This window comes from Polaribacter aquimarinus (assembly GCF_003129485.1).
Lineage (GTDB): Bacteria > Bacteroidota > Bacteroidia > Flavobacteriales > Flavobacteriaceae > Polaribacter > Polaribacter aquimarinus.
On the sequence record NZ_QFFG01000002.1, the window covers coordinates 659,650 to 674,551 of the forward strand.

At 33.1% G+C, this 14,902-nt stretch carries 10 protein-coding genes; 9 read left to right on the forward strand and 1 reads right to left on the reverse strand.

Going from position 1 to position 14,902, the window contains the following annotated elements; all coding sequences use genetic code 11:
- Nucleotide 1: 1 nt before the first annotated feature.
- Nucleotides 2-2,821: a translation initiation factor IF-2 gene (gene infB / locus DIS07_RS06550; RefSeq protein ID WP_109404418.1), complete on the forward strand. Its 2,820-nt coding sequence runs from the start codon at nt 2-4 to the stop codon at nt 2,819-2,821.
- 83 nt (nt 2,822-2,904) lie between these two features.
- On the opposite strand, the gene DIS07_RS06555 is transcribed toward infB, so the two are convergent.
- Nucleotides 2,905-3,273: an SPOR domain-containing protein gene (locus tag DIS07_RS06555; protein ID WP_109404419.1), complete on the reverse strand. Its 369-nt coding sequence runs from the start codon at nt 3,271-3,273 to the stop codon at nt 2,905-2,907.
- 193 nt (nt 3,274-3,466) lie between these two features.
- Here DIS07_RS06555 and DIS07_RS06560 point away from each other — a divergent pair, with 193 nt between their 5' ends.
- The 8 genes from DIS07_RS06560 to DIS07_RS06595 all read left to right on the forward strand — a co-directional run bounded on the left by DIS07_RS06560 (nt 3,467) and on the right by DIS07_RS06595 (nt 14,794).
- Nucleotides 3,467-4,768 carry a c-type cytochrome gene (locus DIS07_RS06560; RefSeq protein ID WP_109404420.1) on the forward strand — a complete coding sequence of 434 codons (1,302 nt, stop codon included), beginning with the start codon at nt 3,467-3,469 and terminating at the stop codon, nt 4,766-4,768.
- Between the two features lie 75 nt (nt 4,769-4,843).
- Nucleotides 4,844-7,909: a TAT-variant-translocated molybdopterin oxidoreductase gene (locus DIS07_RS06565; RefSeq protein WP_109404421.1), complete on the forward strand. Its 3,066-nt coding sequence runs from the start codon at nt 4,844-4,846 to the stop codon at nt 7,907-7,909.
- Nucleotides 7,910-7,930: 21 nt separating this feature from the next.
- Nucleotides 7,931-9,385, forward strand: coding sequence for an NrfD/PsrC family molybdoenzyme membrane anchor subunit (gene nrfD, locus DIS07_RS06570; RefSeq protein ID WP_109404422.1), 1,455 nt, complete (start codon nt 7,931-7,933; stop codon nt 9,383-9,385).
- 2 nt (nt 9,386-9,387) lie between these two features.
- Nucleotides 9,388-9,915: a DUF3341 domain-containing protein gene (locus DIS07_RS06575; RefSeq protein WP_109404423.1), complete on the forward strand. Its 528-nt coding sequence runs from the start codon at nt 9,388-9,390 to the stop codon at nt 9,913-9,915.
- Nucleotides 9,916-9,925: 10 nt separating this feature from the next.
- Nucleotides 9,926-10,474, forward strand: a complete 549-nt coding sequence (locus DIS07_RS06580; protein ID WP_181374553.1) for a c-type cytochrome — start codon at nt 9,926-9,928, stop codon at nt 10,472-10,474.
- Nucleotides 10,475-10,500: 26 nt separating this feature from the next.
- Nucleotides 10,501-11,934: a quinol:cytochrome C oxidoreductase gene (locus DIS07_RS06585; protein ID WP_109404424.1), complete on the forward strand. Its 1,434-nt coding sequence runs from the start codon at nt 10,501-10,503 to the stop codon at nt 11,932-11,934.
- Nucleotides 11,935-11,971: 37 nt separating this feature from the next.
- A complete protein-coding gene (locus DIS07_RS06590) occupies nt 11,972-12,979 on the forward strand; it encodes a cytochrome c oxidase subunit II (RefSeq protein WP_109404425.1) in 1,008 nt (335 codons plus the stop codon).
- 33 nt (nt 12,980-13,012) lie between these two features.
- Nucleotides 13,013-14,794: a cytochrome c oxidase subunit I gene (locus DIS07_RS06595; protein ID WP_109404426.1), complete on the forward strand. Its 1,782-nt coding sequence runs from the start codon at nt 13,013-13,015 to the stop codon at nt 14,792-14,794.
- Nucleotides 14,795-14,902 lie beyond the last annotated feature (108 nt).

Below are 14,902 nucleotides of genomic sequence, written 5' to 3' on the forward strand. Positions count from 1 at the left end.
TATGTCTGTAGGCAAAACAATGAGGCTTAATAAAGTTTTAAGAGAGTTAAATATTTCTCTTGATAGAGCTGTCGAGTACTTAGCGGATAAAGGTCACGAAATAGAAGCGAGACCTACCACTAAAATTACTGACGAGGTTTATCAAGTGTTACTTGACGGCTTTGAAACAGATGCAAATAAAAAAGCTGCATCTAAAGAAGTTGGAGAAGAAAAGCGTAAAGAGAAAGAAGCAATTCGATTAGCAGCAGAAGCCAAGTTAGAAGAGAAAAGAGCAGCAGAAGCTAAAAAGGAAGAGGTTTTAAAAGCCAAAGCAGATAAATTAGAGTTTAAAACTATTGGTAAAATCGACATTGATAGCGTTGGTAAAAAACCTGCTAGTAAAGCTGAAGAAGTAAAAGAGGTTAAAGAAGAGCCAAAAGAAGTAATAGAAGAAACTAAGGAAGTAATTGAAGAACCTAAAAAAGTAGAACCTCCTATAGTGGAAGCTAAGGCACCTAAGTTAGAAGGTCTAAAGGTTGTTAAAACAATTGCTCCTGAGAAAAAAGAAACTCCTAAAACCGAAGTAAAACCAGAGATTAAGAAAGAAGTACCAAAAGTAGAAGAAAAGAAAGAAGAGGTTACCCCAGAGAATGCAGAAGCAATTAAAACTCAGTATAAAAAACTAGATGGTCCTAACTTTACAGGTAAGAAAATTGATTTAAAACAATTTGAAAAACCTAAAAAGAAGAAAGAAGAGAAAAAGGAAACGGCTAAAACTTCTGATACTAAAAGAAAACGTAAAAGAATTAGCAAATCTGGCGGCTCAGGTGCAGCTAATAATAATAGAGGTAACCAAAACAGCAGAGGTGGTCAAGGAAATAGAGGAGGATTCAATAGAGGAAGAGGAAACCAAAGACCTACTGTTAAAAAAGAAGAGCCAACAGAAGCAGAAATCCAAAAGCAAGTAAGAGAAACGCTTGAGAAATTACAAGGGAAATCTTCGAAAGGTAAAGGAGCAAAATACAGAAGAAGCAAAAGAGATGCCCATAGAGAGCAATCAGAAGCTGAACTAGAAGCACAAGCATTAGATAACAAAATCTTAAAAGTAACAGAATTTGTTACTGTAAGTGAGGTTGCTACAATGATGGGGGTTCCTGTTACAGATATTATTTCTTCTTGCATGATGTTAGGAATGATGGTAACTATGAATCAGCGTTTAGATGCAGAAACATTAGTTATTGTTGCTGAAGAATTCAATTATAAAGTAGAGTTTATCGGTGCCGAAGTAGAAGAATCTATTGAAGAGATAGAAGATAAACCAGAAGATTTAGTAAATCGTGCGCCAATTATTACTGTGATGGGTCACGTAGATCATGGAAAAACTTCTTTGTTAGATTACGTTAGAAATGCTAATATAGTTGATGGGGAAAGTGGAGGAATTACACAACATATTGGAGCGTATTCTGTAAATGTAGGAGATCAAAAAATTGCATTTTTAGATACACCAGGTCACGAAGCCTTTACAGCAATGCGTGCACGAGGTGCGCAAGTAACCGATTTAGTAATTATTGTTGCTGCTGCAGATGACGATGTAATGCCACAAACAAAAGAGGCAATTTCTCACGCACAGGCTGCTGGAGTTCCTATTATATTTGCAATTAACAAGATAGACAAACCAAATGCGAATCCAGATAATGTAAAAACGCAACTTTCTTCGATGAATTTATTGATAGAAGAATGGGGTGGTAACATTCAATCGCAAGATATTTCTGCAAAAACGGGTCAAGGAATTGATGAGTTGTTAGAAAAGGTTTTATTAGAAGCCGAAGTTTTAGAACTAAAAGCTAATCCTAATAAAAATGCAGTTGGCGCAGTTGTTGAAGCACAGTTAGATAAAGGTAGAGGTTATGTAACCACAATCTTAGTGCAAGCAGGTACTTTAAGAATAGGTGATTATATCTTAGCTGGTAAAAACAGTGGTAAGGTAAAAGCAATGTTTGATGATAAAGGAAACAAATTAAAAGTTGCTGGACCATCAACACCAGTTTCTATCTTAGGTTTAGATGGAGCGCCACAAGCAGGTGATAAGTTTATCGTTTTTGATGACGAAAGAGAAGCAAAACAAATTGCAACAAAACGTTCTCAATTACAACGTGAGCAATCTGTTAGAACTCAGAAAACATTAACGCTAGATGAAATCGGACGTAGAATTGCGTTAGGAGACTTTAAAGAGTTAAATATCATCCTAAAAGGAGATGTAGATGGTTCTGTAGAAGCATTAACCAACTCATTCCAGAAATTATCAACAGAAGAAATTCAAGTAAATATTTTGCATAAAGGTGTAGGAGCCATTACAGAAAGTGATGTATTATTAGCTACTGCTTCTGATGCGATTATTGTTGGTTTTAATGTTCGACCGCAAGGAAATGCAAGAGCCGTTGCAGATAGAGAAGAGGTAGATATTAGAACATATTCTATTATTTATGACGCCATTAATGACTTGAAAGATGCGATGGAAGGAATGTTATCCCCAGAAATGAAAGAGGAAGTTTCTGGTAATGTAGAAATTAGAGAAGTTTATAAAATTTCTAAAGTGGGTAACATTGCAGGTTGTATGGTAATGTCTGGTAAAATCTTTAGAGATTCTAAAATTCGAATAATTAGAGACGGAATTGTGGTTCACGATGGATTACTATCATCATTAAAACGTTTTAAAGATGATGTGAAAGAAGTGGCAAAAGGTTATGATTGTGGACTTCAAATTAAGAATTATAATGACATTGAACAAGGAGATGTTATTGAAGCTTATAAAGAAGTTGCCGTTAAAAAGAAGTTAAAATAATTAATATTTAATAAAATGAAAAAGCCGAAATTCAGAAGAATTTCGGCTTTTTCATGTAAAAATATTTTTTAGATTTTGAATAGTTATTTTCCCATAGGAACAACTATTATTCCAGAAAACTTTTCTTGAAACTTAATCAAATCTTTATCGGCTTCTAATTTAGTTTTATAATTACCCACCTGAACTTTCCACTCAGGAGCTCTATAAACTAATTTAATCTCATTATTTGGAAATTCAATTCTAAATCGAGCTCTAAACTTTCTTGCTTTTTGCTCATTTCCATTATATAATTGAATTCTATATCCAAATCCGTGCTTTTTGTTAAAAGCTCTTTTTTTTGCAATTAAATCTTTAATTTCTTTGGTAGATACTGTTTTGTCTTGAGCATAAGAATTTAGACTAAGAATACAGATTAAAAGTGTTAGAGAAATTAGTTTAAAATTTTTTTTCATGATTATTTGTTTCCTACAAAAGTAACGAGTAGATATAAAAAAAATTGACCCTACCTCTTATTTAGAATAGTTATAAATTAATATTTAACATTCTTTTCCTTTTTCAAGATATAGCAATATGTAGTACTTTTGTAAAACGAAAAAAAATGACTTTTATCATTTTAATTTAGATATTTTTAAACAAAGTTTAAATATGAAAAGTGTAGAATTGCACAGTAGATTAGCCAAAATACTTCGTATAAGTCTTACAGTCCTCTTGTTTTTTGCTTTTAGCACATCTTCTTTTTCTCAAGAAATAGATGAAGCTCGTCAGAAAGAAGGTAAAAAATTATTTAAATCTCTATGTGCTTCTTGTCATAAGCTAGATAAGAAATTAATTGGACCAGCATTAGCAGGTGTAGAGCAGCGAAGAGAAAATGATTGGTTAAAAGCTTGGATAAAAAACAATGCAGAGTTAAGAGCCTCAGGTGATGCAGATGCTATTGCAATTTTTGAAGAGTATAAAGGCTCTCCAATGACAGCATTCCCTCAGTTAACGGATAAAAATGTCGATGATATTTTATATTATACCACTGTTGGTGAGTTAAAAAAGAAAGAAGTTGTAGCTGATAATGCTACGGGGAATACTGGTTCTAAAGGTAGTGCACCAGAGTGGTTAATCTATATTTTAGCCGCGGCTATAGTTGTTGCTTTTTTAATGATTGCAAGTTTACTAAAACAAGTAAGTGAGTTAAAAGGTAATAAAAGAGAAACTTCAAATGTTAAAAGAGATTTACAAGAGCTTTGGGAGGGTTTAAAACAAAATACCTTCTTAAAAGTGTTGTCGACTATTCTTTTATTGTTGATTGGTGCTTACGTAGTTTTTGGAACTTTATTTAAAGTTGGTGTCGATGAGGGTTATCAGCCTATTCAGCCTATTGCATTTTCACACAAAATTCACGCCGGAGATAATAAAATTGATTGTCAATATTGTCACTCATCTGCAAAGCATAGTAAAACTTCTGGTATTCCATCAGTAAATGTATGTATGAATTGTCATAAAAATATTTCTGAGGTTGCTGAAGAGACTGTTGTAGATATGGGAGACGGTTATATTTTAGGAAAAGAAGAGCTAGACTTAGAGATTGCTAAAGTTTATAAAGCAGCTGGTTGGGATGCTGATAATTTAGAATATACAGGTAAAACTGCACCTATTAAATGGGTAAGAGTTCATAATTTACCAGATTTTGTATATTTCAATCACTCTCAACACGTAACTGTTGCAGGGTTAAAATGTCAGAAATGCCACGGCCCTGTCGAAGAGATGGAAGAATTGTATCAACACTCTCCATTAACAATGGGCTGGTGTATAGATTGTCATAAAGAAACTAAAGTGAACTTAAAAGGTAATGAGTATTACAAGAAAATTCACGAAGATCTAGCAAAGAAGTATAATGTAGATCAAGTTACCATTGCGCAATTAGGTGGTAAAGAGTGTGGTAAGTGTCACTATTAATTAAAGAAGAAAGATAGTTTTATGTTAAAGGTAAGCGCCAAAAACTAAAAACTAAAAACTAATAACTATAAATAAATGGCTTCAAACAAAAAATACTGGAAAAGTGTTGAGGAACTAAAAGATAGTTCTATTGTTGAAACGTTGAGTAAAAACGAGTTTGTAGAAGAAATTCCTACAGATCAGTTTTTAGGTGATAAAGAAACGTTAGAGAACTCTTCTACATCTCGTAGAGATTTCTTAAAATATGTTGGATTCACTACTGCTGCTGCATCTTTAGCTGCTTGTGAAGGTCCAGTAAGAAAGTCTATTCCTTATGTAGTAAAACCAGATGATGTAACACTAGGAGTTGCAGATTGGTATGCTACTTCTATGGCAGATGGTTACGATTTTGCAAACGTGTTGGTTAAAACGCGCGAAGGTCGTCCAATTCAAATTATGCCAAATAAAGAAGCTAACGGAACAACAAGTGCAAGAGTGCAAGCAGCTGTTCTTTCTTTATATGATGAAAAATTACGTTTAAAAAAACCTACCAAAGAAGGTGCTGAAATTTCTTGGGTAGATGCAGATAAGCAAATAGGTACAAAATTAAACGAACTAAAAGAAGCAAATAAACCAGTTGTTTTATTAACAGGAACAATGGCAAGTCCTTCTACTGATAAAATTGTTGAAGAATTTATTGCTGCAAATCCTAATGTAAAACACGTTATTTATGATGCGGTTTCAGAATCTGGTGCTGCTGATGCTTTTAAGGCAATGTATGGTAAACGTGCATTACCAAACTATCATTTAGACAAAGCAAAAACAATTGTTTCTTTTGGAGCAGATTTTTTAGGTGATTTCCACGGAGGATTTGAAAAATCTTACATAAATGGAAGAAAGCCAGAAACTGGATCAATGTCTTACCACGTTCAGTTTGAAAGCAATATGTCTTTAACTGGAGCTAATGCTGATAAGAGGGTGGTTGTAAAACCTTCTGATCAAGTATTTGCATTAATCAATTTATACAATGCAATTACGGGAAGTACTGTAGCTTCAAAATCAACTCCTGTTGATGCTGATGTAAAGAAAATGGCAACGGAATTAAAGAAAGCTGGTTCTAAAGGTGTTGTTTTAACAGGATTGAATGATAAAAATGCTCAAATAATTGCTTTAGCAATTAACAAAGCATTAAATAGTGAAATTATTGACACTGTAAATACATTAAATATCCGTCAAGGAAATGATGCAGAAGTTGCTCAATTAGTTTCGGATATGAAAGCAGGTAAAATTGCAGGATTAATTTCTTACAATGTAGACCCTGTTTATTCTTTATCTAATGCATCAGACTTTTCTGATGGATTGAAAAAATTAGAATTATCAGTAGCATTATCAACAGAAAACAATGCCACTGTAAATGCTTCTAATTTTGCATTACCAACTCCACATTTCTTAGAATCTTGGGGAGACACTCAATTTGATGAAGTTACTTATGGTTTAATGCAACCTACAATTCAGCCTTTATTTAATACACGTCAAGTTCAAGATACGTTATTAAAATGGTCTGGAAATTCTACAAAATATTACGATTATTTAAAAGCCTTTGCTTCTGCGAATGTTTTAAACGGTAGTTCTTGGAATACTGCGTTACACAATGGATTCTTTACCAAAGAAGTTGTAGAAAATACAGATTTTGTATTTGATACTTTAGAGGTGATTTCTGATGTAGCAGCTAAATTGTCAAGTTCGGCAAATAAAGCATCAGGTTTTGAATTAAACCTATATACTAAAACTGGTTTAGGTGATGGTAAGCAAGCAAACAATCCTTGGTTACAAGAATTCCCTGATCCAATTACAAGAGCTTCTTGGGACAATTACTTAACAATGTCTATTGCAGATGCAAAAGAGTTAGGTTTTGCAAACCCTGTAAAAGATAATGGAGCTATTGATGGTGATTATGCAAAAGTAACTGTAAACGGAGTTTCTGTTACAGTGCCAGTAATGATTCAACCAGGACAAGCAAAAGGTTCTGTAGGATTAGCTGTTGGTTTTGGAAAAACTTTTGGGTTAAAAGAAGAAATGCAAGTGGGTGTTAATGCTTACCCTTTATATAAAGGAGGTAATAATATTCAATATGGAGTTACTATAGAAAAAGTATCAGGAACGCATCAATTTGCTTGTACTCAGGTACAAAAAACTATTGCAGGTCGTCACGATATCTTAAAAGTTGCTTCTTTAAAAGAATTTAAAACTGTAGATCCTAAAGATCATAAAAATGGTTGGAATAAACCGGCTTATGTTTCTTACGACCATAATGAAGTAGAAGCAAATACTATCGATTTATGGGATGAACACAACAGAGAAGTTGGTCATCACTTTAATTTATCTATAGATTTAACTTCTTGTACAGGTTGTGGTGCTTGTGTGGTTGCTTGTCATGCAGAAAATAATGTGCCAGTTGTAGGTAAAAAAGAAGTTAGAGTTGGTAGAGATATGCACTGGTTGCGTATTGATAGATATTATTCTTCTGAAGTGGAAACTAGAGAAGAAGCTAAAGAGTTAGGATTAAGTAGAGGTGAAATGTATGAAGCATTAGAAACTGAAGCAGAAAATCCTGAGGTTACTTTCCAACCAATGATGTGTCAGCACTGTAATCACGCTCCTTGTGAGACTGTTTGTCCAGTTGCAGCAACATCACATGGTCGTCAAGGTCAAAACCAAATGGCATACAACAGATGTGTTGGTACAAGATATTGTGCAAACAACTGTCCTTATAGAGTTCGTCGTTTTAACTGGTTTAATTATGCAAATAATAACGAGTTTGACTTCAATATGAATAACGAATACGGTAAGATGGTGTTAAATCCAGATGTAGTAGTTCGTTCTAGAGGAGTTATGGAAAAATGTTCTATGTGTATTCAAATGACACAAGCAACAATTTTAAAAGCGAAGAAAGAAGGAAGAGCTGTAAATACAGATGAGTTTGAAACAGCTTGTTCATCAGCTTGTACAACAGGTGCTATGGTTTTTGGTGATATTAATAACAAGAAAGACCAAGTTGCATCATTAGTAGAGGATAAAAGAGCTTACGGCGTGTTAGATTACTTACAGACAAAACCGAATGTAATCTATCAGGTTAAAGTTAAAAATACAAACGAAGCGTAATTAAAAATTAAGATATAGAATATGTCTCATTACGAAGCACCCATAAGGGAACCTTTAGTATTAGGTGATAAAAGTTATCACGATATTACCGAAGACATTGCAAAACCTATAGAAGGAAAAGCAAATAAGAATTGGTACATGGCGTTTTATATTTCTTTAGCAGCAATGCTTTGGGGATTTGGATGTATCTTTTACACAGTTGGAACCGGTATTGGAGTTTGGGGATTAAGCAAGAACATTGGATGGGCTTGGGATATCACTAACTTTGTATGGTGGGTAGGTATTGGTCACGCAGGAACATTGATTTCTGCTGTACTTTTATTATTCCGTCAAAAATGGAGAATGGCAATTAACCGTTCTGCAGAAGCAATGACAATTTTTGCCGTTTTTCAAGCAGGATTGTTCCCAATTATTCACATGGGACGTCCATGGAATGGTTACTGGGTATTGCCAATTCCAAATCAATTTGGATCATTGTGGGTAAACTTTAACTCACCATTATTATGGGATGTATTTGCAATCTCAACATATTTATCTGTATCATTAGTTTTTTGGTGGACAGGTTTGTTACCTGATTTTGCAATGATTAGAGATAGAGCAGTAAAACCTTTCCAAAAGAAAATATATGCATTGTTAAGTTTTGGTTGGTCTGGTAGAGCTAAAGATTGGCAACGTTTTGAAGAAGTTTCTCTAGTATTAGCAGGTTTAGCAACACCATTAGTACTTTCTGTACATACAATTGTATCTATGGACTTTGCTACATCTATCAATCCAGGTTGGCACTCAACAATTTTCCCACCTTATTTCGTTGCTGGAGCAATCTTTTCAGGATTTGCAATGGTACAAACGTTATTAGGTATTATGCGTAAGGTTACAAATATGGAAGAATATATTACACGTTTGCACGTGGAGTATATGAACATTGTAATCATCTTAACAGGAGGTATAGTAGCTGTAGCATATGCAACAGAATTCTTTATTGCTTGGTATACAGGATCCCCTTATGAAAACTACACATACTTATCTGTAGGAGCTGCAACAGGTCCTTATGCTTGGGCATTCTATTCATTATTATTCTTTAACATTTTAACACCCCAGTTATTATGGATTAAGAAAATTAGAAGAAGCTTTATATGGTCTTTCATCATCTCAATATTTATTAATATTGGTATGTGGTTCGAGCGTTTTGATATCATCGCAATTGTATTAAGTAAAGGTCATTTACCATCTACTTGGTGGCGTTTTGAGCCAACATTTGTAGACGTTGGTATTTTTATTGGTACTATAGGATTCTTCTTTGTGTTATTCTTATTATATGCAAGAACATTCCCTGTTATCGCACAAGCGGAAGTAAAAACAATATTAAAGTCTTCAGGTGAGTTTTACAAGAAGAGAAGAGAACAAGGTATACCAACTAAACCTGCTATTAAAGTAGCTAAAAAAGAAGGTAAATCAGATAAAAAAGATAAAGAATAATTATGGAATCATCGAAAGTTATTCACGCGTTTTATAATGATGACGAAATCCTAATGGATGCCGTAAAAGCTGTGAAAGCAGAACATCATCATATTGAAGAAGTATTTTGTCCTTTCCCAGTTCACGGTTTAGATAAAGCTATGGGATTAGCACCAACAAGATTAGCAATTACTGCTTTTATGTATGGTATTACTGGTTTATCTGTTGCTATTTGGATGACCAATTATATGATGATTCAAGATTGGCCACAAGATATTGGGGGTAAACCTAATTTTACTTGGTTTGCAAATATGCCAGCCTTTGTGCCAATTATGTTTGAATTAACAGTGTTTTTTGCAGCGCATCTAATGGTAATTACTTTTTATATGAGAAGTAGAATTTGGCCATTTAAAGAAGCTGAAAACCCTGATCCTAGAACTACAGATGATCATTTTTTAATGGAAATACCTGTACATAATAATGAAGCTGAATTAACTGCTTTATTAGAAAAAACAGGAGCTGTAGAAATTAATGTAGTAGACAAGCACTAATATATAGATAATGAAGAATTTTAAATTAATTATCGCCTTAGTAGTTTTTGCAAGTATTGTTTCTTGTAATAACAAAAGAACACCTCAGGTACAATATATGCCAGATATGTATGAGTCTGTACCTTATAATCCTAATGGAGCAGATGGAATTAATAATGATCCTGTAAATTTAAAACCAGTTGGTGGTACTATTGCAAGAGGAGGTCATCCTGCTTATAATATTCCTGATACTAATGAAGGATATGAGTTAGCAAAAACAACGTTAACGAATCCTTTAGAAGCATCTGAAGAGAATTTAGAAAACGGGAAAAAAATGTACGATATCTATTGTGCATCTTGTCACGGAAAAAAAGGTGATGGAAATGGAGTTTTATCTCAAAGAGAAAAATTTTCAGGGATTCCTAACTATAAAGATAGAGAGATAACTGCAGGAAGCATTTACCACGTTATTATGCACGGTAAAAACTTAATGGGTTCTCATGCATCTCAAATAACGTACACAGAACGTTGGCAGATAGTACAATACGTAGAGAAATTACGTACAGATTTAGCAAAATAATTACAAAAAGATAGAATACGAAAGATATGTATCAATTCTCAGGTAAATTAAAAACATTCTCATTAGCGCTAATTTTATTAGGAGCTATAGGAATTGCATTTAGCTTTTGGTCAGCTCCAAAAACCGTTGAACAAGCTAAAGATATTATAGCAAAACAAGCTTCTCATGGAGACAGTCATGGTACTTCTCATGGTGAGGTTAAAAAAGAGGCTCATAAAATAGACGGAAATGATCATCACAATTCTGATGATAAACATCATTCTGATACAGAAAATGCTCACGGAGACCATCACGATTCCGCTCACGATGAACATGTTTTTCATCAATTGAAAAATAAACCTTGGTCAGCTTTATATGTATCGTTATTTTTCTTTTTAGGAATTTCTTTATTAGTCTTAGCATTTTACGCTGCCCAAAGAGTTGCACAATCAGGTTGGTCCGTTGTTTTGTTTAGAGTAATGGAAGCAATTACTGCTAATTTAGTGCCAACATCTATTATAATGTTATTTGTTGTTTTTGCTGCTGTTATGCACTGGAATCATATGTTTCCTTGGATGGAACCAGGTACTTTTGATCCAACAAGCGAAAAATATGATGCTATCGTTGATGGTAAATCTTGGTGGATGAATGTTCCAGGTTGGGCTATTAGAAGTGTTGTTTATTTACTACTTTGGAATGTTTATAGATGGATGATTCGAAAAAATTCTATAAAAGAAGATACTGCTAATGATGGGGGAAAAACATTTAAGTTTAATTATAATTCTTCTGTAGTTTTCATTTTTATTTTTATGATTACAGAATCTATGATGTCTTGGGATTGGATTATGGGATTAGATCCACACTGGTTCTCTACATTATTTGGCTGGTATGTTTTAGCAAGTTTATTAGTAAGTGCTTTAACTGTAATAGCATTTGTAACAATTTACTTACGTTCTAAAGGTGCATTACCTTCAGTAAATGATAGTCATATTCATGATTTAGCGAAATTTATGTTTGGTTTTTCAGTATTTTGGACTTATTTATGGTTTGCTCAATTTATGTTAATTTGGTATGCAGATATTCCTGAAGAAACTACTTATTTCGTAGCAAGATTTAACGAATACAAATTACCCTTCTTAGCAATGGTAGGTATGAACTTTGCATTCCCAATATTATTATTACTAAATAGTGATTTTAAGAGCATTCCTTGGTTTGTAATAATAGGAGGTTTAGTTATCCTAGCTGGACATTATGTAGATGTTTTTGTAATGGTGATGCCAGCAACAGTTGGAGCTCAATGGTCATTTGGAATTCCTGAATTAAGTTCTTTATTGTTTTTCTTAGGAATCTTTATATATGCTACATTTAGTTCTTTTGCTAAAGCGAGCCCTATACCAAAAGGAAATCCATTCTTAGAGGAGAGTGAACATTTCCATTATTATAATATTGAACACAGAGGTGAATCATCAGATCATCATTAATAAACGAATTGAATTAAATAATTAAGACGAGATAAATATGCTAGCTCTATTTTATATTTTTATAGGTGTTGCAATTGGTGTGAGTTTTTGGCAAATTACCAGAATTCTAAATTTTAGAAGTGTAATAGCTACAGATGAAGACAATACAAAACAAGGTAAAAACGCCCTGTATTTTATGGCATTCTTATATGCAATAATGATTTATTGTTTAATCTTTATGAATGTTATAATGTTACCAGAATCTGCTTCTATTGAAGGAGAACATGATGATAACCTTTTTAACATTACTTTTTGGTTAATTGGTATTGTACAATTTATTATGCAATTCTTAATATTCTATTTTACTTTTAAATACAAAGGGAATAAAAATAGAAAAGCAAAATTTTATGCAGATAGTCATAAATTAGAAGCTATCTGGACAATTACACCAGCTGTAGTATTAGTTGTTTTAATTGGTTACGGATTATGGCAATGGAACAATGTAATGGATTTGTCCGATGCAGAAGACCCTATTGTAATAGAAGTGTATTCTCAACAATTTAGATGGGACGCTCGTTATGCTGGTGAGGATAATACTCTTGGCTTAGGGAATGTTAATTACATCAAAGGACTTAACACTATGGGTGTTGATATGAATGATAGAAATTCTCAAGACGATAAACAAGTTACTGAATTGTACTTGCCTAAAGGGAAAAAAATTCATTTTAAATTCCGTTCTCAAGACGTCTTACACTCTGCATATATGCCCCACTTTAGAGCGCAGATGAATTGTGTACCTGGTATGGTAACTGAATTTGGTTTTACACCTAAGTATACAACAGAAGAAATGAGAGCGCTTCCAGAAGTTATTAATAAAACGAAAGGAATTAACAAAATAAGAAAAGCTAAAGGAGAAGATCCATATATATTTGACTATTTGTTATTATGTAACAAAATCTGTGGTGCTTCTCACTACAATATGCAAATGAAAATTACTGTTGTAGAGCAAGATGAGTACGATAAATGGATTGCAGAACAACCTACTTTAGCCTCAGTTATTAAATAATTATAATTAAAAGACACTACAAATAAAAAGATTATGTCAGATCATCATCATAAAGAAACATTTGTAACAAAATATATTTTTAGTCAGGACCATAAAATGATATCAAAGCAGTTTTTAGTAACTGGTATGATAATGGGAATCATTGGTGTGTTTATGTCTATGTTATTCCGTATGCAAATTGCGTGGCCAGAAAAATCATTTTCAATTATTGAAGCATTTTTAGGTCCTCATCAAACAGATGGAGTTATGAATCCAGATATGTACTTAGCATTGGTAACAATTCACGGTACAATTATGGTATTCTTTGTATTAACAGCAGGACTAAGTGGTACTTTTTCTAACTTGTTAATTCCATTGCAAATTGGAGCAAGAGATATGGCTTCTGGTTTTTTGAATATGATTTCTTATTGGTTATTCTTCTTATCAAGTATAATCATGGTAATCTCTTTATTTGTTGAAGCAGGACCAGCGTCTGCAGGATGGACAATTTATCCTCCATTAAGTGCATTACCACAAGCAATTCCAGGATCTGGAGCAGGTATGACATTATGGTTAGTTTCTATGGCTATCTTTATTGCTTCTTCTTTAATTGGATCGTTAAACTATATCGTTACGATTTTCAACTTAAGAACTAAAGGAATGAAAATGACAAGATTGCCATTAACAATGTGGGCATTCTTTATCACTGCAATTATTGGTGTTGTTTCTTTCCCTGTATTATTATCTGCAGCATTATTATTAATTTTTGATAGAAGCTTTGGTACTTCATTTTATTTGTCAGATATTTTTATTTCTGGAGAAGTATTACACTACCAAGGAGGATCTCCAGTATTATTTGAACACTTATTTTGGTTCTTAGGTCACCCAGAGGTATATATTGTATTATTACCAGCTTTAGGTATTACATCAGAAATTATATCTACACATTCAAGAAAACCAATTTTTGGATATAGAGCAATGATTGGATCTATTATGGCAATTGCATTTTTATCTACAATTGTTTGGGGTCACCATATGTTTATTTCAGGAATGAATCCTTTCTTAGGCTCTGTATTTACATTTACAACATTATTAATTGCGATTCCTTCTGCAGTAAAAGCATTTAACTACATTACTACATTATGGAAAGGAAATCTCCAATTAAACCCAGCAATGTTATTCTCAATCGGATTAGTTTCTACGTTCGTAACAGGAGGTTTAACAGGATTAGTTTTAGGAGATTCTGCATTAGATATTAATATTCACGATACCTATTTTGTTGTGGCACACTTCCACTTAGTAATGGGTGTATCTGCAATTTTTGGAATGTATGCTGGTATTTATCACTGGTTTCCAAAAATGTATGGTAGAATGATGAATAAAACATTAGGTTACTGGCACTTCTGGATTACAATTATCTGTGCTTACGGAGTATTTTGGCCAATGCACTTCATCGGTTTAGCTGGTTTACCTAGAAGGTATTATTCTAATACAGCTTTTCCTATGTTTGATGATTTAGCTGATATTAATGTAGTTATTACAATATTTGCATTAGTTGGTGGTTTAGCACAAATTATATTTATTGCAAACTTCTTTATCTCAATTTACAGAGGAGCAAAAGCAACTCAAAACCCTTGGAATTCTAACACACTAGAGTGGACAACTCCAGTAGAACATATTCACGGAAATTGGCCAGGTAAGATACCCGAAGTACATAGATGGGCATATGACTACAGTAAGAAAGTAGACCCGAATGATGATGATAGTGATTATTTACATGGACAAGATTTTGTTTTACAAACAACACCTTTATTAGATGGAGAAGAACCATCATAAATAATTATTAAATTTATTTTACAAAACCTTTCCAATAATTTGGAAAGGTTTTTGTTTTTAAAAGAGTCATTTTGATTTGTTATATTAGCTTGTACTAACAAAATCAAA